Annotated in this window: 23 protein-coding genes; 11 read left to right on the forward strand and 12 right to left on the reverse strand. The window is 73.5% G+C overall.

Going from position 1 to position 26,409, the window contains the following annotated elements:
* Nucleotides 1-344: 344 nt before the first annotated feature.
* Together J2S41_RS13775 and J2S41_RS13780 are read left to right on the forward strand one after the other, a co-directional pair.
* Complete coding sequence (locus J2S41_RS13775) at nt 345-1,163, forward strand: alpha/beta fold hydrolase (protein ID WP_310367617.1); 819 nt, start codon at nt 345-347, stop codon at nt 1,161-1,163.
* A gap of 17 nt (nt 1,164-1,180) precedes the next feature.
* Nucleotides 1,181-2,527 (forward strand): GNAT family N-acetyltransferase, encoded by a 1,347-nt coding sequence (locus J2S41_RS13780; RefSeq protein WP_310367621.1) that lies wholly within the window; start codon nt 1,181-1,183, stop codon nt 2,525-2,527.
* A 494-nt stretch (nt 2,528-3,021) separates the two neighbouring features.
* Here the strand turns inward: J2S41_RS13780 and J2S41_RS13785 are convergent, their stop codons facing one another.
* Nucleotides 3,022-5,349, reverse strand: coding sequence for a hypothetical protein (locus J2S41_RS13785; protein WP_310367623.1), 2,328 nt, complete (start codon nt 5,347-5,349; stop codon nt 3,022-3,024).
* A 162-nt stretch (nt 5,350-5,511) separates the two neighbouring features.
* Nucleotides 5,512-6,717 (reverse strand): MFS transporter, encoded by a 1,206-nt coding sequence (locus tag J2S41_RS13790; RefSeq protein ID WP_310367626.1) that lies wholly within the window; start codon nt 6,715-6,717, stop codon nt 5,512-5,514.
* 65 nt (nt 6,718-6,782) lie between these two features.
* Between J2S41_RS13790 and J2S41_RS13795 the strand changes: the two genes are divergently transcribed.
* On the forward strand, nt 6,783-7,781 hold the full coding sequence (locus J2S41_RS13795; RefSeq protein WP_310367628.1) for an ArsR/SmtB family transcription factor: 999 nt from the start codon (nt 6,783-6,785) through the stop codon (nt 7,779-7,781).
* Between the two features lie 58 nt (nt 7,782-7,839).
* On the opposite strand, the gene J2S41_RS13800 is transcribed toward J2S41_RS13795, so the two are convergent.
* Nucleotides 7,840-8,661: a nitroreductase/quinone reductase family protein gene (locus J2S41_RS13800; protein WP_310367634.1), complete on the reverse strand. Its 822-nt coding sequence runs from the start codon at nt 8,659-8,661 to the stop codon at nt 7,840-7,842.
* Nucleotides 8,662-8,840: 179 nt separating this feature from the next.
* The gene (locus J2S41_RS13805; RefSeq protein ID WP_310367637.1) at nt 8,841-9,236 is read right to left on the reverse strand and encodes an NUDIX hydrolase; all 396 of its coding nucleotides are present in this window, start codon (nt 9,234-9,236) and stop codon (nt 8,841-8,843) included.
* Between the two features lie 141 nt (nt 9,237-9,377).
* Here J2S41_RS13805 and J2S41_RS13810 point away from each other — a divergent pair, with 141 nt between their 5' ends.
* The gene (locus J2S41_RS13810) at nt 9,378-9,791 is read left to right on the forward strand and encodes a DUF6924 domain-containing protein (protein ID WP_310367639.1); all 414 of its coding nucleotides are present in this window, start codon (nt 9,378-9,380) and stop codon (nt 9,789-9,791) included.
* A 49-nt stretch (nt 9,792-9,840) separates the two neighbouring features.
* On the opposite strand, the gene J2S41_RS13815 is transcribed toward J2S41_RS13810, so the two are convergent.
* Together J2S41_RS13815 and J2S41_RS13820 are read right to left on the reverse strand one after the other, a co-directional pair.
* Nucleotides 9,841-10,587: a class I SAM-dependent methyltransferase gene (locus J2S41_RS13815; RefSeq protein WP_310367642.1), complete on the reverse strand. Its 747-nt coding sequence runs from the start codon at nt 10,585-10,587 to the stop codon at nt 9,841-9,843.
* A 50-nt stretch (nt 10,588-10,637) separates the two neighbouring features.
* Nucleotides 10,638-11,387 (reverse strand): SDR family NAD(P)-dependent oxidoreductase, encoded by a 750-nt coding sequence (locus tag J2S41_RS13820; protein WP_310367645.1) that lies wholly within the window; start codon nt 11,385-11,387, stop codon nt 10,638-10,640.
* Between the two features lie 101 nt (nt 11,388-11,488).
* Between J2S41_RS13820 and J2S41_RS13825 the strand changes: the two genes are divergently transcribed.
* A complete protein-coding gene (locus tag J2S41_RS13825; RefSeq protein ID WP_310367648.1) occupies nt 11,489-12,337 on the forward strand; it encodes a helix-turn-helix domain-containing protein in 849 nt (282 codons plus the stop codon).
* A gap of 428 nt (nt 12,338-12,765) precedes the next feature.
* On the opposite strand, the gene J2S41_RS13830 is transcribed toward J2S41_RS13825, so the two are convergent.
* The 3 genes from J2S41_RS13830 to J2S41_RS13840 form a co-directional block, all read right to left on the reverse strand.
* Nucleotides 12,766-13,785, reverse strand: a complete 1,020-nt coding sequence (locus J2S41_RS13830; protein WP_310367651.1) for an NADPH:quinone reductase — start codon at nt 13,783-13,785, stop codon at nt 12,766-12,768.
* 104 nt (nt 13,786-13,889) lie between these two features.
* Nucleotides 13,890-14,447: a TetR/AcrR family transcriptional regulator gene (locus J2S41_RS13835; RefSeq protein WP_310367653.1), complete on the reverse strand. Its 558-nt coding sequence runs from the start codon at nt 14,445-14,447 to the stop codon at nt 13,890-13,892.
* Nucleotides 14,448-14,690: 243 nt separating this feature from the next.
* Nucleotides 14,691-15,782 carry a citrate synthase 2 gene (locus J2S41_RS13840; RefSeq protein WP_310367656.1) on the reverse strand — a complete coding sequence of 364 codons (1,092 nt, stop codon included), beginning with the start codon at nt 15,780-15,782 and terminating at the stop codon, nt 14,691-14,693.
* Nucleotides 15,783-15,849: 67 nt separating this feature from the next.
* Between J2S41_RS13840 and J2S41_RS13845 the strand changes: the two genes are divergently transcribed.
* From J2S41_RS13845 to J2S41_RS13855, 3 genes are all read left to right on the forward strand, one after another.
* Nucleotides 15,850-17,037, forward strand: coding sequence for a citrate synthase family protein (locus J2S41_RS13845; protein ID WP_310367659.1), 1,188 nt, complete (start codon nt 15,850-15,852; stop codon nt 17,035-17,037).
* A 54-nt stretch (nt 17,038-17,091) separates the two neighbouring features.
* Complete coding sequence (locus J2S41_RS13850; RefSeq protein WP_310367661.1) at nt 17,092-18,840, forward strand: hypothetical protein; 1,749 nt, start codon at nt 17,092-17,094, stop codon at nt 18,838-18,840.
* A 208-nt stretch (nt 18,841-19,048) separates the two neighbouring features.
* A complete protein-coding gene (locus tag J2S41_RS13855) occupies nt 19,049-20,521 on the forward strand; it encodes a pectate lyase family protein (RefSeq protein WP_374728253.1) in 1,473 nt (490 codons plus the stop codon).
* 45 nt (nt 20,522-20,566) lie between these two features.
* Here the strand turns inward: J2S41_RS13855 and J2S41_RS13860 are convergent, their stop codons facing one another.
* On the reverse strand, nt 20,567-21,664 hold the full coding sequence (locus J2S41_RS13860; RefSeq protein ID WP_310367666.1) for a hypothetical protein: 1,098 nt from the start codon (nt 21,662-21,664) through the stop codon (nt 20,567-20,569).
* Between the two features lie 207 nt (nt 21,665-21,871).
* Here J2S41_RS13860 and J2S41_RS13865 point away from each other — a divergent pair, with 207 nt between their 5' ends.
* The gene (locus J2S41_RS13865; protein WP_310367667.1) at nt 21,872-22,618 is read left to right on the forward strand and encodes a dienelactone hydrolase family protein; all 747 of its coding nucleotides are present in this window, start codon (nt 21,872-21,874) and stop codon (nt 22,616-22,618) included.
* Nucleotides 22,619-22,883: 265 nt separating this feature from the next.
* Here the strand turns inward: J2S41_RS13865 and J2S41_RS13870 are convergent, their stop codons facing one another.
* Nucleotides 22,884-24,026: a right-handed parallel beta-helix repeat-containing protein gene (locus tag J2S41_RS13870; protein WP_310367670.1), complete on the reverse strand. Its 1,143-nt coding sequence runs from the start codon at nt 24,024-24,026 to the stop codon at nt 22,884-22,886.
* A gap of 210 nt (nt 24,027-24,236) precedes the next feature.
* Here J2S41_RS13870 and J2S41_RS13875 point away from each other — a divergent pair, with 210 nt between their 5' ends.
* On the forward strand, nt 24,237-25,010 hold the full coding sequence (locus J2S41_RS13875) for a phytanoyl-CoA dioxygenase family protein (RefSeq protein WP_310367674.1): 774 nt from the start codon (nt 24,237-24,239) through the stop codon (nt 25,008-25,010).
* The gene (locus tag J2S41_RS13880; protein ID WP_310367677.1) at nt 25,007-25,885 is read left to right on the forward strand and encodes a TrmH family RNA methyltransferase; all 879 of its coding nucleotides are present in this window, start codon (nt 25,007-25,009) and stop codon (nt 25,883-25,885) included. Before J2S41_RS13875 ends, J2S41_RS13880 begins: the two co-directional genes overlap by 4 nt.
* On the opposite strand, the gene J2S41_RS13885 is transcribed toward J2S41_RS13880, so the two are convergent.
* Nucleotides 25,810-26,385: a DUF4760 domain-containing protein gene (locus J2S41_RS13885; RefSeq protein WP_310367681.1), complete on the reverse strand. Its 576-nt coding sequence runs from the start codon at nt 26,383-26,385 to the stop codon at nt 25,810-25,812. The two genes, J2S41_RS13880 and J2S41_RS13885, sit on opposite strands and share 76 nt — an antisense overlap.
* Nucleotides 26,386-26,409 lie beyond the last annotated feature (24 nt).

A 26,409-nucleotide genomic window follows, 5' to 3' on the forward strand; every position in this document is an offset into this window, starting at 1 on the left:
GTGGTGACCGGTCGCAGCGCACACCACGGGGAGCGGCGTCAACCGCCGCACACCGGGGAAATCGCGCGATCGCTCCGGCCCGCAGCAGCATGATCGCGGGCGTGATCCGCTCGCCCGGCGCACCCCCGGCGCAGCGCTGACCGGCATACATCGGCGGAACCGCGTTGGCCGGAGGCGGTCGGCGGCAGCCGAATCGCGGTCCTGGTTCTCCGTCCGGCGTGCACGGCCGGGTGGCGCTGACGGGTGATGCCGGCCGGCACGCACATCGCGAATCCGGCTCGCCCGCGGACATCGCCGTGCCCACCCCGGCGGGAATCGTCATTGTGACCGGTAGCGTCGGCGTCATGCTGCACTACGACACCACGCAGGAGGACGGGGAGCCGATCGTCGCGCTGTCCGGTGGCGCCGCACGGCACCCGGAGTACCTCGGTGACCTCGCGGGTATCGGCGCGAACGGGTTCCGGCTGGTGATCCCGCATCTGCGCGGGATCGGGCTATCGTCCGGCCTGGAGCCGGCATCGTTCTGGGAACAGGCGGCGGACCTGGAGGAACTGCGGCTCGCGCTCGGCCGCGAGCGGCTGATCATCGCCGGGCACTCCGCCGGCACCCGCCTGGCGATCGCCTACGCGGCACAGTATCCGCAGCGTGTCGCCGCGCTGGTGCTGATCACGCCGCCGTCGACCTGGCTGGTCCCGGTACCGTCCGATGCCGACACGCTGATCGCGCCCCGCCGCGGCGACCCGGCCGTCGATGACGCGCTCGCGCTGTGGGCCGGCGGTCCACCCGCACCCACCGGTGACGACGCGGCCGACGACGTGACCCTCAACGCGTGGTTCCGCGGTGCCGCACCGGTCACGTACGCGCGGTGGGGAGCGACGGAACAGGCCCACGCGCTGGTCGGCGACGTCAGCGCGCGAGCGGCCCGCGCCTACTTCGCCGAGACCCCGCCGGACCTGCCCGCCCGCCTCGCCGCGGTCACCGCGCCAGTGCTGGTCGTGGCCGGCGCGGTCGACTACGCGGTCGGGCTGGCCCCGGTGCAGGCCGTCGCGGGCCTGTTCCCACACGGACGAACGGTCACGATCCCGGACTGCGGCCACTATCCGTGGGTGGAACGCCCGGACGAGTTCCGCACCGCCGTCGACGCCTTCCTGGCATCGCTGTGAGGGACCTTCACACGGCGGTGGGCTGCGAGCCGGTCGAGTGGAACCCGAACCAGACCCGCGACTGGTGGCGATCGTGGACCGCGTCGGACCGCGCATCCGGCACGGAGTTCCGCGTCCTGGCCCGCGACGCCTCCGACGGTTGCGTGGCCCTGTGGCTGATCGACGCGAACCCCCCGGTCGTCTACCTCGGCTCGGACGGCCTGGCCGCCGTGATCGCCACCGATGTGGACGATTACGCGGCCCTGCTGGCATCCGGAGTGTCACCGTCGGACGCGGCCCGGCTATCGTCGTCGCAGCCTCCGGCAACGGCGGCGCCGGCAGACCCGGCCGACTTCGTGGAGCCGTCCGCCGAGGGGACCTGGCCCTCGCCCCCGCGACGTACCGCAACACCGGTGCGATCACCAGACCGGGCGGAACCGTCGGCCGCAGCCACCCGACCGTCGTCGCAGCCTCCGAAGGCAGAGACAGAGCCGGTGCGGCCATCCGCCGACGCGGCCGGGCCGTCGTGGCCGCAGCCTCCGCAACCGGCGGCACAGACTGCGGAGCCGGTGGGGCCATCCGCCGACGTTGCCGGACCGTCGTGGCCGCAGCCTGCGGAACCGGCGGTGAAGGCCGCAGAGCCGGTGGAGCCGTCCGCCGAGGCAGCAGGGCCGTCGTGGCCGCAGCCTGCGGAACCCACGGCCCAGGCCGCAGAGCAGGTGGAGCCGTCCGCCGAAGCGGCAGGGCCGTCGTGGCCGCAGCCTGCGGAACCCACGGCCCAGGCCGCAGAGCAGGTGGAGCGATCCACCGAAGCGGTAAAGGTTGATCCGCCGGTCACCGCGGGCCCTCACCGGGCAGTCCGCGCCGGCCGGCCGGCTCTGCCGTCCGTGCGGGCCGCGCAGGCGGCATATCCGGAGTTCCCGGCGTACGCCGCACGGTTGATCCCATCCCCCGCGATCCGCCTCGCCGACGCCGGTGATGCCGCGACGCTGCAGGAACTGATCGCCACCATGGGCTACGACGTGCCGGCCGCGGAGATCACCTCCCGGCTCGGTGGGCTGCTCGGCGAATCGAACGTCGTCTACGTCGCCGTCACCGACCGGGTCGTCGGCTGGGTCCACGTCCTGATCGGTCACAGTCTCATCGTCGGCACCCGCGCCGAACTCGGCGGGCTCGCCGTCTCCGCCGACGCCCAGCGCACCGGAGCCGGCGCCGCACTGCTCGCCACCGCCGAGCGCTGGGCCACCAGACACGGCGCGACCAGCATGTACGTCCGATCCGGCAGTGACCGGACGGCCGCGCACGCCTTCTACCACCGGCACGGCTACACCACCCGCAAGACCCAACTGGCGCTCACCAAACCGCTGCCCGCGTCCTCAGGCTGAGTCACCACCACGTCGCCGGATCTCCGGGCTCTGGGAGAACCGCGCGCGGCCACGACGCTCGGTGCACGTAATCGCCGCCCACCGGCTGCGGCCGAGGCGCCATCTCGCCGCACCAAGATCGCCGCCGGGTGCTGCCGGAGGAGGGAGGGCGGCCGGCCGAACACCGCATCGCGCTGCCTCCTGAAACACCGCCCGGCAGGACCTGCCCATCCCGTCGCCGCCGCAGATCGACGCTGGCGGCCGCGCCGGTGATCGCGCCGAGAGCCCGGTCAACCGAGAACCAGCGTGACCGTCGCGTCGCTGCCGGAGACCGGCACCGGTCCGCGCCGGTGATGGCCGCCGGGAGTCCGTCAGCCAAGAGTCAGCGTGACGGTCCCGTCGGCGCCGGTGCGACGATCGCGTCCGGAGCAGGTCAACCAACAGCCCGCGTGACCGTCCCGTCGCCGCCGGAGACCGCGCGCGGGCCGCGCCGGTGATGGACGCAGGGAGTCCGGTCAGCCGAGTGTCAGCGTGACCGTTCCGTCGTCGGCGAAGGTCGCGGAACCGGTCACGTTGAACTCGATGGTGCCGGTCCGCTCGGTGCCGTCCAGCATCGAGGCGCGGTAGTCGACGGTGCCCGAAGACGTGGTGACCACCTCGGATCCGTGCAGGTCCACGTGAGGCGGGCGGCGCAGATCGTACGTCACCCGGTCGACCATGACCAGCTGCGTGCCGGCCAGGTCGAACGGGCAGTCGGTCATGAACGGGTCGGTGCGCGCGGTGCACGCGGACAACCCGGCCTCCAGGGCGTCGGTGATCCGGTCACGCGCGGACGCGGACAGCACCGGCTCCGCAGCGACTTCGGCCGTCCCGCCGAGCACCACCACAGTCGTCCGTGTGGCCCGGTAGGTGTCGGACGGGTCGGCGACGGCCAGCGGATAGCGGGCCGGGAACGCCGGGAGCATCCGCCCGGCCGATACCGTGACGCCCGCGACCGTGACCGGCATGCCGGCATCGGTCACGGAGACCGCGCCGAGCTCGGACACCACCCGCCACCGGTCGAACAGGCCGTATCGGCGCTCTTCCGAGGCCAGCGTCAGCGTCAGCAGCTGCTCCTCGCCGCCGAGCGTGAACGAGGTGGCCACCTGTGCGCGGGCGCCGTCGACCACGGTGGACACGATCCGCACGTCGTCCGGGCGGGTGACGCCGGTCGCGCGCAGCACCGCGTCGGTCAGCAGCGGGCCCGAGGCCGTGCCGGTCCGCTCGGCCATCGCCGCGGCGGCGTCGCCCCTGGACACGGCCCGCAGGTACGCCAGCGCGACCCGGTCCGGGCCGAACTCCGACCGGTTCACCACCACGATGCCGGTCAGCGCCAGCGCGGGCACCACCAGTGCGGCCGCGGTCGCGACGATGACGCCGGTGCGGACCCGGGCCGTGCCGAAGAAGACCGCGCGCCACGAGTCGTGGACCGGCATCGTCTCCGCCGCGCTCCGGAACAGCAGCGCCAGGTCCGGCGCCACCCGTGCCGAGGCCGCGAGCAGCCCGCCCCAGACCAGCCCGGCGATGACCGCGCCGAGCAGCGACGGCCCGGCCTCCACGGACGCGAACGTGATCTCCGCCGTGACCCGCCCGGCGACGGCGAGGAGCGTGACCGATGCGGCGGTGAGCCCGATGGTCGCGGCGGCACTCGTGCGCGCACCGACCGGGCGGGCCAGCGCGTGCCGGACCGCCGCGACCAGCGCGGCCACGGCCGGCACGAGCAGCAGCAGGCTCCACCACGACGGCCGCGTGACCAGCGTCAGCCCGTCTACGACCTCCACCATCGAGGGTACGGACACGGTGACCGGCACGCCGAGCAGTACCAGCAGCGCCGACGGCAACGCGACCAGGCCACCGAGGACCGCCCAGTGCGAACCGGTCGCGGCCAGCACGACCCCGACCACCGCGGTGCCGAGCAGCAGCGCGACCGTGAACCTGCCCAGCAGCGCGGCCGCATCGGCCAGCGGACGCAGCGACCGTGGCGCCACGGCGGGCGTGACCGTCAGCCGAGCCGCCACGGTGACGGCTATGACGAGGGCGAACACGGGCACGGCGGTCGGCAGCGGCGCCAGCCCGGCGGTCACCCGCCCGTCCACGGACTGCACGGCGTTCAGCACGCCGGCGCCGGTGACCAGCGCGGTGACCGTGCCGGCGGTGATCGCGGTGCGGGCGAGCAGCGCCCCCCGCACCGGGGACGGCCGCAGCCGCTCGTCCCGGATCGCGAGCCCGGCCAGCGGCCCGGCGATCGCGACCGTGAGCAGCACCGGGAGCACCTGCAGGCGCAGGTCGGCGACCACGGCGACGCCGGGCAGCAGGTCCGCACCGGCGCTCAGCGAGCCGCCGAGCGCGAGCCCGATCAGCGTGACGGCGGCGGTCAGCCAGCCCGCGAGGTCGCTGTCGGAGCCCCGCAGCAGCGTGGCCGCGGCCGTGGCGAACACCGCGGTCAGTACGGCGCCGGCCGTCACCGTGACCGCCGCGCCGTGCCAGGCGCCGGAGAACAGGTCACGCCAGCGCAGCGCGGGCGTCGCCGCCGGCGGCGTGGACGCCGGGGCGGGCGTGGAGATCAGCAGCGGCTGCGGTTCGGGCTCACGGTCGACCGGCCCGTTCTGCCGCGAGGGCGGCACCACGATCCCGTCCAGTACCGTGACCGATCCGCCGCCGGCCTGCCCGGCGAATGAGCCACCACGTTGGGTCGCCAGCGGCGTGAACCGCCCCGGGCCGCGCGACGGGAAGCGGGCGCCGCAGTTCGCGCAGAGCACGGCGGCGTCGGCGGGTCGCGGCGACCCACACGCAGAGCAGGACATCTGGGGCACCTCGCGCGCTGATCCGGGGTTTCGCGCAACTGTCGGCACCCCCACCCCGCACCTGAGCGGAAACCGAACCCACCACCGTTCCCCGACAGGTGACGGGCAGCCGCGACGCGGAAGGGCGCACCCGGTGGACCGCGCCGCTCATCCGCGGCGATGTCAGCCGTGTGCATGACCGTCAGCCTGCGCCGTGCGCAGCCGTGGGACCGGCGTGCGGACCCGGGCCGCGACCAGCAGGGTCACCGTGATGGACAGCACCGCCATCACCGTGATCGCGGACGCCGCCGAGCCCAGCACCTCCGCGGCCACGCCCGCGATGCCAGCGCCGACCGCCTGCATGCCCATCATCAACGACAAGTGCAGGCCCAGCGCCTGGCCCCGCAGGTCGTCCGGGGTGAGGGCGATCAGCCGCTCCTGCAGCACCAGCGTGCCCGAGTAGCCGACCGACGCGACCGCGGTGAGCGACACGGCGAGCCACAGCGGGAGGCCGAGCGCGAACAGCAGGTAGGGCGCGGCCAGCAGCAGGCGCAGGAACGCGCCGGCCCGCTCGCGCCACGCGGGCGGCAGGAACCGGCCGGCGAGGATGTCGCCGGCGAGCATGCCGAGCGCGGCGGCGGCCAGCAGCACGCCGGCGTGCCGTGGCGCGTAGGGGACGAACAGCGCCTCGCAGCCGACGATCAGGCCGTTCGGTACGCAGAGCGCGACCAGTACGTACCGGCGGGGCACCGACGAGAACAGTCGCGCGTTGGCCCGCCAGGTCGCCGCCGGTGAGGGCCGTCCGGACGCGCGCGGCGGACGGGAGCGCAGGCCGAGCGCGGCGATGACGGCGCCGAACAGCTGGCAGGCGGCGGCCAGCAGCAGCACGCCGCGTGGCGGGACGACGGCGAGCAGCGCGCCGCCGACCGTGAAGCCGAGGATCTGCACGGACCCGACCGCCATGTTGAGCACCGACCGGCCCAGCAGGTAGCCGTCCGCGGGCAGGATCTCGGTGAGCAGGCCGAGCCGGGCGCCGCCGGCTACGGACGCGACCAGGCCCATCACGCCGAGCACGCCGAACATCGCGGCGATCGGCAGGCCCGGGATCGCCAGCACGGCCAGGCACAGCGCGGACCCGGCGGCGACGGACGCGAGCGCGGCGCGTGGCGGCACCCGGTCCGCCACGGACAGCAGCAGCGTGGCGCCGAGTAACTGCGCGGCCGCGGGCCCGAACATGCTGATCGCGCTGAGCAGCGGCGAGCCGGTTGCGGCGAACACGACCGTGGCGAGCGCGAGCCCGCCGATCGTGGTCGCGGACGCGCCGGCGCAGGCGACCGCGAACAGCGGCGTGAACTCGGACGTCCGGAAGAGCGCACCGTAGGTATGCATGATCGGCAGTCTCCGGGGGACGTCGTGACCGCCGTTAATCTTTCGCGGGGAGGCGAAACGACACGATGACGTGGTGGCAGATCGACACCGAGACGCTGGCCGGCGCCCGGTTCGTGATCTCGCCGTGCGCGGAGGCGACCGCGACGCTGCTGCGCCTGCACAAGCGGGACGGCCCGGCCGGGGACGCGTACCGCCGCATGCTGGAGAACCGGCCCGACCTGCGACTGGTGCTCGCGGCGGCGATGCGGCCCGGCTGGGTCGCCGACTTCGTGACTCCGCCGCAGGCGGAGACCGAACGCCCGCTCGCCGAGGAACTGGACCTGATCCGGCGCACCCCGGACGCGCGTGCCCGCGCCGACATCGCCCGCGCCCTCGCGCTCACCGGCGGTCCCCCGCCACCGGACGCGCTCGACGGCCTCTCGCCCGGCCCGCTCGTCGCCGGCCTGCTGGAACGGGTCTGGGAGACGATCATCGCGCCGGACTGGGCACGCCGGCGGCGGATCCTGGAGGCGGACGTGGTCGCCCGGACCCGGCAGGTCACGCAGGGCGGCTGGGTCGCCGCGTTCGCGGACCTGAAGGCGGACATGCGGTGGCTCGGCAACGGCCGGCTGCAGATCAACGCGGCCCGGTACCCGTCGCGCGACGTGTCCGGCACCCTGCTGTTCGTGCCCGTCACGGTCGGACCCGGCTGGGTCGCCTGGGACGAGCACGACCCCACCCGTCACGCTATCGCGTATCCGGCGTCCGCACCGCTGGCCGAGACCGGGCCCGCGCGGCCCGCACCGGACGCGCTCGCCCACCTGCTCGGCCCGGTCCGCGCCCGGCTGCTCACGCTGGTCGACCCGCCGAAGTCCACCACGCAGCTGGTGGCGCTGACCGGGTTGGCGCTCGGCAGCGTCGGCCGTCACCTGGGCATCCTGCTCGATGCCGGCTTGGTCCTGCGCCGCCGCGCCGGCCGGTCGGTCCTCTACTCGCTGACCGAGGCCGGCCGCACGCTGCTGCGGGCATCACGAGCATCGGCGGGTACGCCGGCGCGGGGCAGACGTCCGCCCGCCCCGCGCTGACGGTCACGACGTCGTGGCGGCCGGGCCGTTCGGCGCGACGGACCGGGCGCCACGCTGATCAGCCGGCGGCGTCCAGCGCCGGGATGATCATCTCCTCCTCGTAGCGCAGGTGCGCCTCCAACTGCTCGATCAGGCGCTCCACCTGCGGCAGCGGGTTCTCCGTGCGGACCGCGGTCTCCAGCTCGTCGATCAGCGTGGCGATCGTGGCGTGTTCGGTGCGCAACCGGTCGACGACCGGCTCCAGCTCCGGCGCCCTGTCCAGCACCATCGGGAAGATGCCGCCGTCCTCACCCCGGTGGTGGAAGTGCAGGCCGCCGCAGACCGCCAGGCAGTTGACCCGCAGTTGCGCGGCCAGCGTGGCACCGCCGGAGCCGGCGACCTCCGCGCGGACCAGCTTCAGCTCCCGCCGGAACGCGTCGTGGATCGCCAGCAGCATCTGGCCGAACGAGCCGCCCACCAGCGGCGGGCCCTGCTGGGCGTTGCGCAGCGCCACGACGGGCAGCACCCGGGTGGTCTTGCGCTGGTAGTCGGCGTACCCGGGCAGCACCTCGACGATCCGGGCGAAGAGCCGGTCCCGCTCCGCGCCGGTGATCACCTCGGCGTCGGCCGGGTAGGTGAAGATGCCGTCCTCCACCGTGACCCGCGGATTGGCCCGGAGGTTGTGGTACCACTCCGGGTGCCGGTCGCCGCCGCCCGCGGAGCCGATCACGAGCAGCCGGCCGGGCTCCTCGTCGGGCACGTACCCGACCAGGACGGTGTGCGGGCGCCCGGTGCGGGCGCCGGTGGTGGTGAGCAGCAGCAGCCGGGCGTCGCCGAAGAACGCGACCCGGCCCCGGTTCGCCTGGAACTCGTCAATGTTGCGAGAATTGAAGTCAGACACGCGCGCTGTATCCCCTGTCTGTTTCGCGGCGCTCGGATGTGTGGTCGAGGCGTGCGGTGCAGACAGGGAGGGGCGGGCCACGGGCCCGCCGAGGGATCACGCGCCGGCCGGGCGCCCGATCCGGTAATGGCCAAAGGCCGACCCGGCAGTCACGGTTGGTGACTCTAGCGGTGCCCCGGTCAGCTCAGCAACCCGCTGTCCCTAAGGTGACCGATGATGCGGCGGGTGGCCGCGGACGTCCGGTCACGATCGTGGTAGCCGAGCCAGGCCAGCTCCGCGATCTCCGCCGAGGGCGTGGGCGCGCCGGCGCAGTCCGCGGTGTAGCAGGTCATCCGCACCAGCACGTCGGACTTCCCGTCGGCCGGCGCGTCGAACACGCCGGCCGGGACCGCGGTCGCCGGGTCGATCACCACGGTCAGTTCCTCGGCGATCTCCCGGACCAGCGTGTCCACGTCGGACTCCCCCGGCTCCCGCTTCCCGCCCGGCACGTAGAACAGCTCCCTGCCGTGCGAGCGGGCGGTCAGCAGCCGCCGGTTCTCGATGTGGAGCCAGGCGACCTTGTCGATGACGCGCATGGCGCGATTGTGCACCCCGGACCCGAAAGGGTGTGGCGCGGCGGACGGTCCACCGAAGGGTGCGCAGCTCACCGCGTTGTAGTCTGGCGCCCGCCCCGCCGCGCGGGGTACGGCACCTGACCCGATTTCCCCGAGGACACGATGACCCTCCCGATCCCCCCGGACGCGCAAGGCCTGCTGCTCCGCACCGACTTCACGGACGACGCGGCCTGGGACACGTTCCGGAAGACGCTGCAGCGTCACCTGGACGACTACCGCGCCTCGATGCTGTTCGTCGACGACCGCGCCCACGCGGGCCTGACCCCCGGTGGCCTGGTCCGGCTGGCCGAGGGCGACGAGGACCTCGCGTTCGCGTTCCTCGCCGACGAGGAGGCGATCAACGACCCGGAGCACCCGGTCATCGCGGTCGATCTGGCCGACGAACCCGGCCGGGCATTCCGCGTGGTCGCGTCCGAGCTGTTCAGCGTGCAGACCAACCTGGACCTCGCCACCACGGACTTCGCCGACTTCGCCCGGATGGCCGGCCGTGACGGCGTGTACCGCGGCGGCGCCTGACCCCGGTGTCGGCGTGACCGTTCGGTGATCGAGGCCGGCGCCGGATCGGTCACGCCGGCCGGCGGGCCTCGAGGAGGAAACGCGTGGAGTGGGCGATGAACGCGCCGTCCGCCTCGATCCGGTCGTGCAGGGCGCGCAGGCGGTCACGGTAGCGGTCCACCGTGAAGCCGGGCACGGTCCAGATGACCTTGCGGAGGAAGACGATCACGGCGGCGACGTCGTGGAACTCCATGCGCAGGCGGGCGGCGCGCACGTCCACCACATCCAGGCCGCACGCGGTCGCCTCGTCCCGTAGGCGTGCCGGGTCGCGGCCCGTGCCGACCGGCTGCGGGCCCATCATGGCGTCGGTCAGCTCGCGCACCGAACCGGGCCCCACCTGCTGCGACAGGTAGGTGCCGCCCGGTTCGAGCACGCGCGCCACCTCGTCGAACCGGGTCCGTACCGGATGACGGCTGGTGATCAGGTCGAACGAGTCGTCCGGGAACGGCAGGTCCGCGTCCTCCCGGACACACACCACCACCGCGTGCGGCAGCCGGCGCTGCGCGAGCGCGGCGTTCGGCGCCCAGCCCTCCGTCGCCACCAGCACCGGCGGCGGCGCGGTCACCTCGGACAGCACCTCACCGCCGCCGGTCTGCAGGTCCAGCGCCCGCCGCGCGCCGGCCATCCGGTCCGCCATCATCCGGGCGTACCCCCATGGCGGTCGCTCCTCCGTGGCGCGCCCCGAGAACCAGGAGAAATCCCAGCCCTCCACGGGTACGCGGGAACCCTCCGCGACCAGTTCCTCGAACGTGCTCATCGTCCGAGTCTGGTCCGCGGCGCGGCGCGCCTCAACCGGAATAGCGGTGCTCAGAACGCCAGGCGGGTGCCGATCAGGCCGCCGTCGACGAGCAGGCCGGTCCCCTGGATCATCGCGCCCTCCGGCGAGGCGACGAAGCGGACCGCGGCCGCGATCTGCTCCGGCCGCACGTAGGTGCCCGCCGGCGTGTCCGCGGTCTGCCGTTCGATCATGGCGAGGGCCGCCTCGTTGCCGGGCGTGAGCGTGATGCCGGGCGACACCGTGACCACGCGCACGCCACGCGGGCCGAACTCGGCCGACCACGTACGGGTCATCTGCGCGATCGCGGCCTTCGTCGCCGTGTACATCGCGCCGGCCGGCACGCCCACGTGCGACATCCAGGAGCCGATGTTGACGATCACACCGTCGCCGCGCGCGGCCATCGCCGGTGCCAGCGCACCGGTCAGCACGTGCGGCGCCCGGACGTTGACCGCGAGCATCGCGTCCAGGTCCGCGTCGGGCAGGTCGGCGGTCGAGGTGAACGGGTAGATGCCGGCGTTGTTGACCAGGATGTCGACGTGACCGCCCAGCCGGTCGGTCGCCTCGGCCGCGAAGTCACGGATCTGCCGGTACGATCCGGCCAGATCGACCGGCACGAACGCGCCGCCGACCTCATCGGCCAGCTTCTCGCCGCGCACGGCGTCGCGGCCGCTGACCACGACGCGGGCGCCGGCCTCGGCCAGCGCGCGGACGGTGGCGGCGCCGATGCCGCTGGTGGAACCGGTGACGACGGCGGTGCGGTGCTGCAAGGTGTTGTTCATGCGGTCAAGTAACCGCTGGTCACGGCGCGCGTACCAGTTCCTGGTCAACCTGGGCATGACATGACCACCCGGCGTGCGCGCGCGGGCCGTACCGTCGAGGGGTGTCACGAGATCGAGCGGAGCTCGGCGCCTTTCTGCGCGCCCGCCGCGGACAGCTGACCCCCGCGCAGGCCGGCATCACGCCGTTTCCCGGACCGCGGCGGGTGCCCGGGCTGCGCCGCGAGGAACTGGCCGTGGCCGCCGGCCTGAGCCCGGACTACTACAGCCGCCTCGAGCAGGGCCGGCAGGCGAACATCTCCCGCGAGGTACTCAACGCCCTGGCCCGCGCGCTGCGCCTGGACGACGTGGCCCGTGCTCATCTGCACGACCTCGCCGCACCGGTCACGATGTCCCGGGCACCGGTCCACGGCGTGCCGCAGCGCGCCGACCCGGGCCTGCTGCGGCTGCTGGACGCGCTCGGTCACCTGCCCGCGCTGGTCCTCGGCTGGCGTGGCGAGGTCCTGGCCCGCACCGGTCTGCTGCCGGCGGTGCTCGGACACCCCATGGACGCGGGTACGTCGTTCATCCGCTACATGTTGCAGGACCGCGGCGCCCGGGAGCGCATCGTCAACTGGGTCACGTTCGCCGAGTTCATGGTGGCGGCGTTGCGCCGCGAGTCGTCCCGGCACCCGCACGACCGCTCGCTGCACCGGCTCATCGACGAGATCCGTGCCACCGAGCCGCTGGTCGCCGGCTGGTGGGACGATCATGGGGTGCGCGACTACAGCTCCGTCGCCAAGCACATCCGGCACCCGGTCGCGGGCGACCTGCACTTCGACATCGAGGTGGTCGGCGCGCCGCACGAGCCGCTGCAACGCCTGATCGTCTACACCTGCCAGCCGGACTCGCAGACGGCCCGCATGCTGCCCCTGCTCGCGTCGTGGAACGAGACGACGGTGGATGCCCGCTGAACCTGCCCGCGCGGACGGTGGGCTCTGTTCACCGGCGAAGACGCATCGACGGTACGTGGAAGGGGGTCGCGCTCGGGTGGCGGATGCGGTGGCGGCCAGTTTCGCCGGCGGCGCGTGCCCGGCGGCGTGGGGCCGCGGCCGCGCGGTGCCGGGGCGGATAGTGGGGTGCCGAGCCGGCGAGATCTGCGGGCGGCCGATGCCCGAGGCCGGGTGGGCTCGCGGCCGGGGCGCCGAGTCGCCGGAGGCTCGAATGTCAGGATGCCGGCGAGACGCACCGGCGGCGCGTGCCCGAGGCGGGGTGAGCCTGCGGCGAGTCGCCGGAAACCCGGGCATCACGATGCCGGCGAGATGCGTCGGCGGCGGATGCCCGAGGCCGGGTGGTGCCTGCGGCCGGGCGGTGGGGCCGCCGCGTCACCGCAGGCCGGGAGTCACGATGTGACGTCGACCAGGACCTTGCCGACGGTGCCGCGCTCCACGGCCCGGTGCGCGTCGGCGGTGTGGTCGAGCGAGAAGCGGTGCAGCGGCAGGCCGTGCTCCTCGCCCACCCGCAGCGCGCCGTCCTGAACCGCGGCGGCGACGTCCTCGACGGCCGCGGCGCGCACCTGCGGACCGGCGGTGTAGAGCACCACGAACTGCAGGCGCGCGTTGAGAACGAGGTTCCGCGGCACGTCCAGGTCGACCGGCTTGCCGCCGTCGTTGGCGTAGACCGAGATCGTGCCGCGTGACCGCAGTACGGCCAGGTCCAGCGCGAGGTTCGTGCCGAGCGCCACCTCGGCGACGATGTCGACGCCGGCCGGGGCTATCGCGCGGATCTCGGCGGCCGGGTCACCCTCGCGATAGTTGATCACGTGGTGGGCGCCGGCGGCGGTGGCCAGCCGGGCCTTCTCCGGGCCGCTGACCGTGCTGATCACCGTGGCACCGGCCCATCGGGCGAGCTGGATCACCGCGTGACCGACCGCGCCGGCCCCGCCCGCGGCGAGCACCACCGTGCCGTCGAGCGCGCCGGGCCGCAGGCGGCGCGGACCGTCCTCGGCGACCGTGAGTGCGCGGTGCGCGGTGAGCGCGGGGACGCCGAGCGAGGCGCCGACGTCGAATTCGGTCTCGTCGGGCAGCGGCACCGCGTGCTCGGCCGGCACGATCGTGAACTCCGCGGCGGTACCGGTGGGGCGGCCGGCGGCGGCCAGGTAGAGCCAGACCCGCTGACCGATCCGGGACTGGTCGACACCCTCACCGACGGCGTCGATCGTGCCGGCGCCGTCGAGGTGCGGGGTGACCTCGGGGAACTGCGTGGGCTGGTTGACGCGTGCGCGGGCCTGCACGTCGGTCGGATTGACCCCGGACACGGCGACCCGGACCCGCACCTCGCCGGGGCCGGGGGCGGACACATCCCTGTCGACGAGGTGGAGAACGTCGGGACCGCCGTTGTCGCGGTAGATGATTGCCTTCATGATCCGTCCTTAGAGGATGGTGGAGGAGAGGTCGGCCGCACGGCGTGGCGGTCTGATCGCGCCGCGGCCGGCACGGAACACGGCGCGGCCGGTGAACGTCGCGGTCACGACGGCGTCCCCTCGGCCGGTGGATGCAGGGCGACGCGCAGCAGCTCGGCGAGGTAAAGCGCCGTCACCCGCTCCGCGATCGGCGTGGCGAGCCGGCCGGCCTCGGCCGGCTCGTGGTGCTCGACCTTGACCAGCCAGGCCACGACACAGTCGTGCAGCATCGCGCGCAACTCGTCGATCATGTCGACGACGATGGCCCGGATGGCCGGGTCGGTGGTCGCCTCACCCCACGTCTGGACGGCGACCCGGGCCGCGGCCGGGTCCTTGCCCGCGACGAGCCGGGCGGGCAGTTCGTCCGGGTGGGGTGGGGTGTCGCCGGCGGTCCACTCACCGATGATCGCCGCTCGCTCGGCCAGCGCCGCCCGGGCCGCGGCCTGCACCAGCTCGGCCTTGTTCCGGTAGTGGACATAGATCGAGCCGGCCGACAGGCCGGACTCGGCGGTGATGTCGGCGATCGAGGTCCGCTCCAGCCCGCTGCGGCCGAAGCAGCGCACAGCGGCCTCGGCGATCTGAGCCCGTCGCAGTTCCTTGCGTGCATCGGTGAGCCGCGGCACCGCACCCTCCCACAAACAGAATCGTCGCTCTGCTTGACGGACACTGTACAACAAGAACCGCGATTCTGTTTGGTGCGGTGCTCGGCTGTATCGGGAACGGTGCGGGGGCCCGCTCCGCCGACGCCGACCGGCGACGAGGGCCGGCTGCTCGGCGGATCGACAACGACGACGCGAACGTGGCCAGAGGCGCCGCCGGGACGACGGCCCGTCGTGCGCCGGTCCCGGCCAGAGCGGCAGGCGCGACTACCGGCGCCAGCCGGGCACTTCGGCGGGGTCTCGGTCGGCGGGGCCGACGTACGCGGCCGAGGGGCGGATGATCTTGCCGAGGCGCTTCTGTTCGAGGACGTGGGCGCTCCAGCCGGCCGTGCGGGCGCAGGTGAACAGGGGCGTGAACAGGCCGGCCGGGACGCCGGCGAAGTCCAGCACTACGGCGGCCCAGAACTCGACGTTGGTCTCGAGGACCCGGTCGGGCTTGCGTTCGCGGAGTTCGGCCAGGGCGGCCTCCTCCAGGGCCAGCGCCGCCTCGTAACGGGGCGCGCCGAGGTCGCGGGCGGCGGCGCGGAGGATGCGGGCGCGGGGGTCTTCCGCGCGGTAGATGGCGTGGCCGAAGCCCATCAGGCGGCGGCCGGAGTCGAGGACCTGACGGACGTACCCGCGCGGGTCCTGGCTCTCCTCGACGGCCGTGATCATGTCGAGTGCGCGTGCCGGGGCGCCGCCGTGCAGCGGGCCGGACATGGCGGCGACCGCGCCGGAGAGCGCGGCGGCGACGTCCGTGCCGGTCGACGCGATGACGCGGGCGGTGAAGGTGGACGCGTTCATGCCGTGCTCGGCGGCGCAGATCCAGTAGCGGTCGATCGCCTCGACGTGGCGCGGGTCCGGGTCGCCCTGCCAGCGGATCATGAAGCGTTCGGTGACGCTGCGGCCCTCGTCGATGCGGCGCTGCGGGACGGCGGGCAGGCCGACGCCGCGCGCGGCCTGAGCCACGAACGACAGCATCATGGTGGACGTGCGCGCGAGGTCGGACCGCGCCTGCGCGTCGTCGATGTCGATGAGCGGGCGCAGTCCCCAGTACGGCGCCATCATCGCGGTCGCGGCCTGGATGTCGGCGCGGATGTCGCCGGAGTGGACGGGCAGCGCGAACGGCTCGGCCGGCGGCAGCGGCGAGCCGAAGTCGCCGTCCGCGAGCAGGCCCCACACGTCCGCGAATCCGGCGTGGCCGATCAGCCTCTCCACATTGATGCCGCGGTAGCGCAGCGCGCCGCCGTCCCGGTCCGGCTCGGCGATGCGGGTCTCGAACGCGATGACGCCGGCCAGGCCCGGCTGCACGGTAGTCATGTATTGACTGTCGACCTGCACAATCAACCTGTCAATGTTGATCCAGTCAATATGAGAAGATGGCCACATGCGCATGCTGAGCACCGACGAGGTCGCCCGCCGGCTGGGCGTCAAACGCGCGACCGTCTACGCCTACGTCAGCCGTGGGCTGCTGACCGGGCTGCGGAACGGCAAGGGCAAGGAGACGCTGTTCAAGGAGGACGACGTGCGTGCGTTCGAGGCCACGCGCCAGCGTACGTCCGACAACGGCGGCTCCCCGGTTGTCCACACGGGCATCACGTTCATCAGCGACGGCAAGCTCTACTACCGCGGCCACGACGTGGATCTGCTCGCCCGTGCCGACTCGTTCGAGAACATCGTCGACCTGCTGTGGACCGGCGAGATAACCGACATCGCGTTCCCGCGCGACCATCGGCTCCACCTGCTCGCGAAGGCGGTCACCGCGCCGCTTCCCGCCTCCGCCCGGCTCACCGACCGGCTGCGGGTCATCGTGGCCGCCGCCGGCGCCGCCGACCATCTGCGGTTCGACACCACCCCGACCGCGGTCATCGGCACCGGCCGCAAGCTGCTCGACACGATGGCCACCGGCCTGCCGCAGTTGGGGGAGCCGGTCAACTTCTCGCTCGGGGCGCTGCTGTGGAGCCGGCTGACCGCGTCGCCGGCGAACGGTGACGACTACCGCGCCCTGGAGGCCGCGCTGGTGCTGCTGGCCGACCACGATCTGGCCGCGTCCACGTTCGCGGTCCGGGTCGCGGCGTCGACGCGCGCCAATCCGTACGCCGTGGTCGGCGCCGGACTGGCCGCGATGGACGGCCCGCTGCACGGCGGCGCCAGCGGGCTGGCCGTGGAGATGCTCTCCACCGTGCTCCGCGGCGGAGACCTGCTCCGCACGATCTCCGACCGGCTGCGGACCGGCGCCGGCGTGCCCGGCTTCGGCCACCCGCTCTACCCGGACGGTGACCCCCGGGCCGTCACGCTGCTCAAGCTGATCCCGAGGACGGTCGTGTCGGACACGGCCGACGACATCGCCGCGGTGATCCGCGACCGGGCCGGGGTGCGGCCCAACATCGACCTGGCGCTGGCCGTGCTCACACTCACCTACGGCATGCCGCAGGACGCGGGCGAGACCATCTTCGCGATCGCGCGTACCGCCGGGTGGATCGCGCACGCGATGGAGGAGTACGCGGATCAGCCCAGTCGTTTCCGCCCCATCGGCCGCTACGCGGGCCTGCCGCCGCTCACCGAGGGTGCCTGATCGTCCACGATCGGCGGACGGTGGGGTTGCCGGCGGCGCCTAGCATCGATCGTCATGGTGAGAGTGCCGTGGCGGCGGGAGCCGTCGCCCGACGAAGCCGACCGTCTCGTCGCGGTCGCGGACGAGCTGGCCATGCTGCACGGGCCCGGCCCGGGGGCGAACCAGGCCGCGATCCGCGCGGTCGAGGCGGCCCGCAAGCTGGCCGCCCACGGTGACCGCGCCGACCGGGGCCGGCTGCTGCACGCGCTCGGCCGGCTCGGCGTGAACGTGGCGATGGGCCGCACGCCCGACGACGCCACCCCGGTCGTGCAAGAGGTGATCGCGCTCGCCCGTGCGCTGATCGCCGAGCCGGGGCCGGGCGGCGACGACCCGGTCCGCGCGGAGGCGGTCGTCCGGCTGGTGCAGTCCGCGCAGATCGTGGAGAACGCGGGCGGCCGGGCCCGCGCGCGGGACATGGTCGAGGAGGCACTCGCCGCCGCGCCGGACGTGGAGGCCGGGCCGCACGCGCGCCGGGCCCGGGCCGCGGTGCTCGCCGCGCTGGTCCAGAACCGGGTGGTGGACCAGGAGGAACGCATCGCACAGCGGCGCGAGCCGGTGGACGGCGCGGAGACGATGCGGCTGGCGATCGAGCTGGTCGACACCGCGCGGGCCGTGGCGATCGCCGACGAGGGACCCGCGATCTACGATCTCGCGGAGGCGCTGAGTTTCCTCGGCCGGGCCGCGTTGGTGGTCGACCGGCCGGACCTGACCGGTGCCGCGTGGGCGGAGCAGTTGTCGATCCTGATGAGCTTCGACGGTGGCGGCGCCAAGGCGCGGTTCGCGCAGGCCAGCCAGGCGATCGGCGCGCTCGGCAAGGCGTTCCCCCGGGTCGAGGTGGTCATCCCGGGCCCGGACGCGTGGCGGCGGACACCGTCCTACGCGGACCGCTGGCGACAACCCGGGACCACCGCGCCGTCGTACGTACGAGCCGATGGTCTTGAGGATTTCGACCGGCGGCTGGAGGAGGCGATCGCGCTCTCCCGCGGCGGTGCCCGGCTGACCGAGGCGGAACGGTCGCTGGACCGGCTGGTCGCGGAGGTCACGGTGTCCGAGGCCGGCGCGCGTGGCACGCCGGAGCACCCGGAGTTCCAGCGGGTGCTGGCCCGGGCGCTGTGGCGGCTGGCCCAGGTCCGGCACGCGGCCGGCCGGGCCACGGAGGCGCTGGAGCCGGCCCGGCTCTCCACCGTGTACGCCGCGCAGCGCCTGGACCGGCTGCTCAACGGCACGCCCGCGCGACAGCGGGCGGTGGCGGACGCGATCACCTACCTGTGTGACGCCGGAGAGATCGCGTTCGCGGCCGGCCACCCGGAGGAGCGGGTGGAGATGCTGCGCGACGCGATCCGCCTGGGCGAGCGGGCCTCGGACGCGCCGGTGCGGCGTGCGGTCGGCACCGCGCTGCACAACCTGGCGACCGCGCACGCGGCCACGCTGTCGCGTGGCGCCCGGGACGCGCAGCTGCGCGCCGAAACGGTCGCGCTGTCCGACCGGGCGCGGACGATCCGGCGCGGGCTGGTGGACGAGGCGGAGCCGCTGACCGTGTGGGAGTACGCGAACACGCTGGTCATGTGCGTGGGCGTGGCCGCGCTGGGGCAGCGGTGGGCGGACGGCGTGGCCCACCTGACCGAGGCGGCACCGCTGCTGGCGCGGCTCGGGCCGGCCGCGTCGGAGATGACCGCGCGGGCCCGGATGCACGCGCAGATGCTGGGGATCGTGGCGCCCCGGCTGGTGGCGGAGGCGCGCGCCGCCGGTCGCTGGCCGTACTGAGCCTTGCCTTTTGAATTGACCCTTCTCTATTCTGAGCGCTCGGAAAGCGCTTTCCAGGCGTGCTCGTCGGCCTCGCCCAGGGCCACGGGGTGCACGCCGTCCAGCTCGGAACGAGAAGGGATCGACTGTGAAACCACGAGCGGCTCTTGGACTGGGGACGGCCGTCGCCGTCACCGCGATCGGAGGTGCGCTGGCCGTCGCGCTGCCCATGCGGGCGAACGCGGCGACCGGCGGCGTCACCGGATTCGCCACGCAGAACGGCGGAACGACCGGCGGTCAGGGCGGGCAGGTCGTCACGGCCAGCACCGGCAGCGCCATCCACACGGCCCTGTGCAACCGGGCCAGCAGCAGCACCCCGATCGTCATCCAGGTCTCCGGCACGATCAACCACGGCAACACGACCAAGGTCTCCGGCGACAGCTGCAACACCGCCGCCGACCGGATCGAGCTCAAGGAGATCAGCAACGTCACCATCATCGGCGTCGGGTCCGGCGCGGTCTTCGACCAACTGGGCATCCACATCCGCGACTCCAGCAACATCATCATCCAGAACGTGACCGTCCGGAACGTGAAGAAGTCCGGCTCACCGGTCTCGAACGGCGGCGACGCCATCGGCATGGAGAGCACGGTCCGCAACGTCTGGGTCGACCACGTCACGCTGGAGGCGTCCGGCGGCGAGGACGAGGGCTTCGACGGCCTGTTCGACCTCAAGGACGACGTCGAGTACGTAACGCTCAGCTACAGCATCCTGCGCAACTCGGGGCGCGGCGGGCTGATCGGCTCCAGTGAGAGCGACACCGGGAACAACTACATCACGTTCCACCACAACGCGTACTCGAACATCGACTCGCGGACGCCGCTGCTGCGTGGCGGCATCGCGCACATCTACAACAACTCGTACACCAACCTGGTCGAGTCCGGGATCAACTCACGGGCCGGCGGCCGGGCCAAGGTGGACAACAACCACTTCAAGGACTCCACGGACGTCCTGGGTACGTTCTACACGACCGAGGCCGGGTTCTGGCAGGTCAGCGGCAACATCTTCGACAACGTGACCTGGTCGGCGCCGAGCGGCGACCACCAGCCGGCCGGGCCGAACCCGACGTCGAACACCACGGTGAGCATCCCGTACTCGTACACACTGGACGGTGCGAGCTGCGTGCCCAGCATCGTGGCGCAGACCGCCGGCGCGAACAAGGGCCTCCAGGTGTCCAACGGCAACTGTGTGCCCACCTCGCCGACCGGCGGTCCGGCCACGCCGCCACCCACCACCGGCGGGCCCACCACACCGCCGCCGACGACACCGCCGCCCTCCGGCACGAACCTGAGCCTCAGCGGCGGGGCGGACGGGTCCAGCAAGGCCTCCGGGACCAGTTACGGCAACGTCAAGGACGGGAGCATGACCACGTACTGGTCGCCGAGCGGCACCACCGGGTCGATCTCCGTCAAGTGGTCGTCGGCCACGTCGGTCGCCCGCATCAGCATCCGTGAGGCGTCCGGCGCGACCGGGCTGATCGGGGCGTACCGGGTGCTCGACGGCGACACCGGCGCGGTGCTGGCCACCGGCAGCGGCGCGGGCACGATCAGCTTCGGCGCCACGTCGACCAAGAAGATCACATTCGAGATCACCGGCGCATCGGGTACGCCGCGGGTGGCGGAGTTCGAGGCGTACGCCTCCTGATTCCGGTCGTGGACGGGGGTCGCCCCACCAGGCGGCCCCCATCGCTCAGGCCGAGACCGTCGCCCGGAAACCGGTGATCACGGTGGGCGCGGCGGCGGACGGCGCGATCACCTGGACGGACGTGGTGGCCGACACCGTGATCGTGACCCGGGTGACCTGGCCGGCGGCGACCTGAACGGGCACGTCGACCGGCGGCGCGTCGATCTCCGGCGTGATCCCGGGCAGCGGGAGCGCCGACCACCGCTCGCCGATCGGCGCCTGCGCGGGCGGGCGCGGCGTGATTCGCAGCGTGTGCGGGCCGGCCGTCAGGCGGTATCCCCAGGTGCGGTAGCCGAACGGCCGCGGGTGGCCGTCGACGGTCAGCGCGGGCGCGGGCACCCAGGCGTTCGGGTCGCTGTCGATCGGCACCAGGCCGGTGCGGCCGTTCCAGCGGTGGTCCGGTTTCAGCACGCACGTGACGACCAGGGCGCCGTGTGCGGCGTCGGCGAGGCCGGCGGGCGCGTCACCGTCGCCGAGGAACATCGCCTCACCCGGGGTTCCGGGCGGGGTTTCGCGTGCCTCGGCCGAGGCCGCGACCCGGTAGCGCTGGTCGATGACGCGCTTCACCCGGCTGACCGCCCAGGCGAGGAGGAACGGGCCGACGACGGCCGCGGCCGTGGCGAGCAGCATGACGGGTGCGTTCGTCTGTGGATCGGACCGCGCCAGCAGGTAGAACGCGCCGAGGACCAGGACGGTGCACCAGAGCAGCGCCGGTCCGGAGCCCATGCGGCGGCGGGCGGGCGCCGGGACCAGCACGCCCTGCGAGCCGCCGTACGTGGCCGGTGTCCAGAACTCGAACTCCGCCACCTCGCCGGCGCGCACCCGCACGGTGCGCGCCGACTGGACGGCGCCCCGGTAGCGCACCTCCGCCCGGTGCTCGCCCGGCGGGACGAACGCGACCATGCGCCCGATCCCGTACCACATCGGCGTGTCGTCGACGCCGACCACGTGCCGGTGCCCCCAGTAGGGCGGATCGATCAGCCGGTTGCGGACCCACACCGAGACGCCCGCCATGCCGGCCGGTGGCTCCGGCGCCGGGGTGCGCAGCGGCCACTCCGCGACCGGGGCGCCCTCGAACGGGATGGTTCCCCAGGGCGCGCTCACGACGATCCGTCCCGCTCGATCACCTGGCGATGATACCGACGATCACCGCCTGGATCGCGGCCGTGGCAGCGTGATCGTGGTAGTTTGTGCGTCCGCCGTGCGCCACGCACCGACCGAGGAGGTGAGACCGATCAACGTTGTGATGAGTCGGGCCTCCCTCCCCCGCATGGCCTGAGGGAGACGTCCGCACGCTGCGAAAGGGCAGTCATGCGTTTCCTCTCCGAGACGTCGGCCGACGGCGTCCGCGAACAGATCTTCTCCCTCGACGTCGCCTCCGGTGAACTGCCCGGCGTGCTGTGGACGCCGGACGGTGCGACCGGACCACGCCCGCTCATCCTGCTCGGGCACGGCGGCGGCCAGCACAAGAAGGCGCCGGCGATGCTCGCTCGCGCGCACCGTTTCGTGACCGGTGGCGGCTTCGCGGTCGCGGCCGTGGACGTGCCCGGTCACGGTGACCGCCCGACCGACCCCGAGTTCGACCGGATCGCCACGGAGAACCAGGCGCGCGTCGAGGCGGGCGCGGACCTGGCGTCGGTGATCGCCGAGTTCCAGGCGCTCGTCGCCCGGCGGACCGTGCCCGAATGGTCCGCGGCGCTCGACGCGCTGTCGCTCGTGGAGCACGTCGGGGCGGGGCCGGTCGGCTACTGGGGCGTGTCGCTGGGCTGCGGCCTCGGCGTGCCGTTCGTGGCGGCGGAGCCGCGGGTGCGCGCGGCGGTGCTGGGACTCGGGGGTGCGCTCGCGTCCGCGGACGAGGCCCGGCGGATCACGGTGCCGGTGGAGTTCCTGCTGCAGTGGGACGACGAACGGGTGCCACGTGAGCAGGCACTGGCGCTCTACGACGCCTTCGGCTCCACCGAGAAGTCACTGCACGCCAACCCCGGCCCGCACGCGGCGATCCTGCCGTCGTACGAACTGGACAGCAACCTGCACTTCTTCCTTCGGCACCTGCTGTGACCGCGGCGCCGGGCGTGATCGCGACGGTCACGCCCGGCGCTCATCGAACTCGCTGATCGGGAACCAGCCGTCCGCGCCCACGACAGCACGATCACCTCGATCGTGCTGTCGTCCCACCCGGCCACTCCGGTCAGGCGTGCGACCGCGGAACCGCCATGAGCCGATCAACCCCGAAGGGCCACCGGCACCGCCATGTCGACGAGGCCGAGCATCGGCACACGCCGGCGGGATCGCGGCGGCGATGGAAAGCTGAGCGTCGCGGCCGTCAGTACGTGTTGCCCGCCGTGATCAGGCGGGTCTCGCCGGACGGGAGCGCCGGGCAGCCGGACGGGCCGGGCCAGGTGGCGCCCTCCGGGCTCAGGTACCAGACCGGCAGGTTCGCGGTGCTGCCGGTCAGGTACGTGCCGAGGTCGTTGTAGGCGAACCGGTTGTGGTAGGACGAGCACTCGCTCGCGCCGACCTCCTCCAGGTAGTGCACCGCCGGCGTCGAGCTGCGCGGCCACGCGTTCGCGCCGAACGTGTTCCGCTCGAACGTGTTGAAGTTGCTGGCGTCGCGTACCTTGACCGGGTCACTGCTCACCCCGGTGACGTTGTTGCCGGCGAACCGGTTCGACGAACTCTTGTGCGTGATGTAGACCGCGTGGATGTAGCTGGCCTCGGTGTTGCGCAGGTTCACGAAGTGGTTGTTCTCGATCCGGTTGCCGGACGACTCGGTCAGCACCACGCCGCCGTACCCGCAGCGCGGGAAGTCGGCACTGTCGCAGGCGCCACCGGTGTACGCGTTACCGAGCGACGTGAACACCATGCCGAACACGGTGTTGCCGTCGAGCCCGCGCGCGGACGGCTGCCCCGGGCCGGACGACGGCTGGTAACCGCCGCCGCACGGGCCGGCGGAACCGTCGAGCGAGAGCCCGCCGCTGGCGTACCGCTGGATCTGGAGATAGTAGAACCGCAGCCCCGAGTTCCCGCCGCTGGACAGCGGCCGGCCGGCCTCCGGCGCGCACGCGTAGAACCAGTACCCGGGCAGGTAGCGCTGCGACCCGGAGGCGCGCGCGTTCTCGAAGACCGGCAGCGCGGCGATGCCGTCCCGGCCCTCGCCCACGGTGTAGTCGTCCGGCATGAACGAGATCGTGTGTCCCGGCCGGTACGTGTCCCAGGTGACGCCGCCGGACACGTACGTCCCGGCGTGGATGCGAACCTCCACGTCCTGGTCCGCCGGGCCGGCCGCGACCAGCTGTTGCACGCGGGCCAGCGTCCGGACCGCGGTGGCCGGCGTGGCGCCGGAGGCGGCGTCCGAACCGGCGGCGTTCAGGTAGATGGTCTGCACGGCCGCGGCCGCGGGTGCGGGTGCGGGTGCGGCCAGACCGGCGGCGGCGACCGCCATGACGAGTAGACGACCGATGCTCATCAGCTTTCCCCCGTGGACGACTGTGGCAAGGCCCTACAGATCTACCACGGTCGCTGTGCCATGTACATCGGCGATGTAGCGGCGGCTGCGCATCCCGGCCGACGCGCCGGTCCGCCTGACGGTGCACCTGCCGGAGGTCGACGCCGGATAACAGAAGCGGCGCGGAAACTGTCGGGCGCCCGCGGCCGGCGCCACCGCACGATGGGCGGCATGGATGACACCACGCTGGTAGACCGCTTTCTGCGCGACGGCTTCGTGAAGCTGGAGGGAGCCGTCGCGCCGCGGGTGGCCGCGGACTGCGCGCGGCTGCTGTGGCGGGAGACCGGCTGCGACCCGGACGATCCGGCGACGTGGACCCGGCCCGTGCACTGGGTGGGCGGCATGGCGCAGGGCCCGTTCGCCGCCGCGCCCAACTCCCCGCACCTGCACCGCGCGTACGACCTGCTGGCCGGCCCGGGCCGCTGGGAGCCGCGCTACTCGCTGGGCACGTTCCCGCTGCGGTTCCCGCACCAGGACGAGCCGGACGACGCGGGCTGGCACATCGAGGGCAGCTACCTGCCCGACGGGGAGAGCTGGTACTTCACGAACCTGCGCTCCCGGGACCGGGCGCTGCTGATGCTGTTCCTGTTCAGCGAGGTCGGCCCGGAGGACGCGCCGACCCGCATCCGGATCGGCTCCCACCTGGACGTGCCGGCGGTGCTGGAGCCGTACGGGGAGGAGGGGGTCAGCGGGCTGGCCATCGCACCGGAGCTGGTGGCCGCCTCGGACCACCGGCCGGTCGCGCTGGCCACCGGTTCGCCGGGCGACGTGTTCCTGTGCCACCCGTTCCTGGTGCACGCGGCACAGCCACATCACGGGGTACGGCCGCGGTTCATGGCCCAGCCGCCGCTGCTGCCGGCCGCGCCGTACGAGTTGTCCCGCGCCGGCGGCGACTACTCCCCCGTCGAGCGCGCGATCCGCCGCGGCCTCGGGCAGCCGGGGTGAGCGCGCGGGTGGACGTCCGCGACGCCCGGTTCCAGCGGTGGCAGGCGCTGCTCGGCAACCGGGCCGCGCGGCAGCGCTACCGCGAGTTCATGGTGCAGGGGGTACGCCCGATCAGCATGGCCGTCGCGCACGACTGGGAGATCCGGGAACTGCTCCACGACGCGGGCGCGCGGCTGTCCGGCTGGGCGCGGCGGACGCTGGACGGCGTCCGGGCCGAGCGGATCGCCGTGTCCCGCGAGCTGATGCACGAGTTGGGCGGCAAGGCGGAGGCGGTGCCGGAGCTGCTGGCCGTGGCCGGGATGCGGGCGGACGACCTGGCCCGCATCCCGGCCGGGCCGGGCCTGCTCGCGGTGGTTCTCGACCGGCCGGCCACGCCCGGCAACCTCGGCACGCTGATCCGGTCCGCGGACGCGTTCGGCGCCTCCGGGGTCGTCGTGACCGGCCACGCCGCCGACGTCTACGACCCGAAGGCGGTCCGGGCGAGCACCGGTTCGCTGTTCGCCGTGCCCGTGGTCCGGGTGCCCGGGCACCGCGCCGTGCTGGACTGGGCGGCCGGCGCGCACGCCGGGGTGCGCGTCGTCGGCACCGACGAGCACGGCGCCGTGGACGCCGCCGCGCACGACTTCACCGGGCCGGCGCTGATCGTGATCGGCAACGAGACCACCGGCCTGAGCGCCGCCTGCGACGACCTCGTCCGCATTCCCATGTCCGGCGCGGCCAGTTCGCTGAACGCGGCGGCCGCGGCGACCGTGGTGCTGTACGAATCGGCACGCCAGCGCGCCGCGGGCCCACGCTCTGGTCAGGCGCCCGCCGGTGCGTCCGGGGTCTGCGGCGACCGGGCCGGGGGCACGGCGGGCGGGCGCCGCGACGGGTAGCGGTGCAGCTTGAGCTTCGCGTGGACCGCGGAGGGCGGGTTGCGGGTGGTGCGGTACGCCAGGTCCTCCAGGTAGATCCACAGCCCGCTGCGGTTCTTGTGGCGCTCGGCCAGCACGTACGGCTCGACCGCCTCCCAGATGCGCCGCGCCTGCACCCCGTTGGAGCCGATCACCAGCTCCTCCTTGATGATCCCGTGCGCCACCAGCTTGCCGAGATCGTCATAGAGGCCCGCCACCATCCGCAGGTGCGAGCGGGGCTCGACCGGCAGGTCGTTGAACGGGATCGGCTGCGCGAAGTCCTGGTGCAGCTGGTAGAACACGTATTGCTGGGCGTCGAAGAACTCCTGCGTGCGGAACTGGCTGAAGACGTTCAGCACCACGGGCAGGGCGTATCCGTCGGACGCGGTGCGCACCTGCCGCAGCGCCAGTGACGCGGAGACGCCGAGCGAGACCACGGAGATCACGATCGTGCCGATCGCGGTCGCGGTCGCGGTGTCCACGGAGGCAGGCTACGCCCGATCCAC

The organism is Catenuloplanes atrovinosus, from assembly GCF_031458235.1.
Lineage (GTDB): Bacteria > Actinomycetota > Actinomycetes > Mycobacteriales > Micromonosporaceae > Catenuloplanes > Catenuloplanes atrovinosus.

What these genes read in the sequence shown, in the direction of transcription:
- J2S41_RS13820 (WP_310367645.1), bottom strand. Translation starts at nt 11,387, where the DNA reads ATGAACAACACCTTGCAGCACCGCACCGCCGTCGTCACCGGTTCCACC.
- J2S41_RS13845 (WP_310367659.1), top strand. Translation starts at nt 15,850, where the DNA reads ATGCGCATGCTGAGCACCGACGAGGTCGCCCGCCGGCTGGGCGTCAAA.
- J2S41_RS13855 (WP_374728253.1), top strand. Translation starts at nt 19,049, where the DNA reads ATGCGGGCGAACGCGGCGACCGGCGGCGTCACCGGATTCGCCACGCAG.
- J2S41_RS13815 (WP_310367642.1), bottom strand. Translation starts at nt 10,587, where the DNA reads ATGAGCACGTTCGAGGAACTGGTCGCGGAGGGTTCCCGCGTACCCGTG.
- J2S41_RS13810 (WP_310367639.1), top strand. Translation starts at nt 9,378, where the DNA reads ATGACCCTCCCGATCCCCCCGGACGCGCAAGGCCTGCTGCTCCGCACC.
- J2S41_RS13865 (WP_310367667.1), top strand. Translation starts at nt 21,872, where the DNA reads ATGCGTTTCCTCTCCGAGACGTCGGCCGACGGCGTCCGCGAACAGATC.
- J2S41_RS13875 (WP_310367674.1), top strand. Translation starts at nt 24,237, where the DNA reads ATGGATGACACCACGCTGGTAGACCGCTTTCTGCGCGACGGCTTCGTG.
- J2S41_RS13790 (WP_310367626.1), bottom strand. Translation starts at nt 6,717, where the DNA reads ATGCATACCTACGGTGCGCTCTTCCGGACGTCCGAGTTCACGCCGCTG.
- J2S41_RS13850 (WP_310367661.1), top strand. Translation starts at nt 17,092, where the DNA reads ATGGTGAGAGTGCCGTGGCGGCGGGAGCCGTCGCCCGACGAAGCCGAC.
- J2S41_RS13795 (WP_310367628.1), top strand. Translation starts at nt 6,783, where the DNA reads ATGACGTGGTGGCAGATCGACACCGAGACGCTGGCCGGCGCCCGGTTC.
- J2S41_RS13830 (WP_310367651.1), bottom strand. Translation starts at nt 13,785, where the DNA reads ATGAAGGCAATCATCTACCGCGACAACGGCGGTCCCGACGTTCTCCAC.
- J2S41_RS13870 (WP_310367670.1), bottom strand. Translation starts at nt 24,026, where the DNA reads ATGAGCATCGGTCGTCTACTCGTCATGGCGGTCGCCGCCGCCGGTCTG.
- J2S41_RS13840 (WP_310367656.1), bottom strand. Translation starts at nt 15,782, where the DNA reads ATGACTACCGTGCAGCCGGGCCTGGCCGGCGTCATCGCGTTCGAGACC.
- J2S41_RS13785 (WP_310367623.1), bottom strand. Translation starts at nt 5,349, where the DNA reads ATGTCCTGCTCTGCGTGTGGGTCGCCGCGACCCGCCGACGCCGCCGTG.
- J2S41_RS13775 (WP_310367617.1), top strand. Translation starts at nt 345, where the DNA reads ATGCTGCACTACGACACCACGCAGGAGGACGGGGAGCCGATCGTCGCG.
- J2S41_RS13805 (WP_310367637.1), bottom strand. Translation starts at nt 9,236, where the DNA reads ATGCGCGTCATCGACAAGGTCGCCTGGCTCCACATCGAGAACCGGCGG.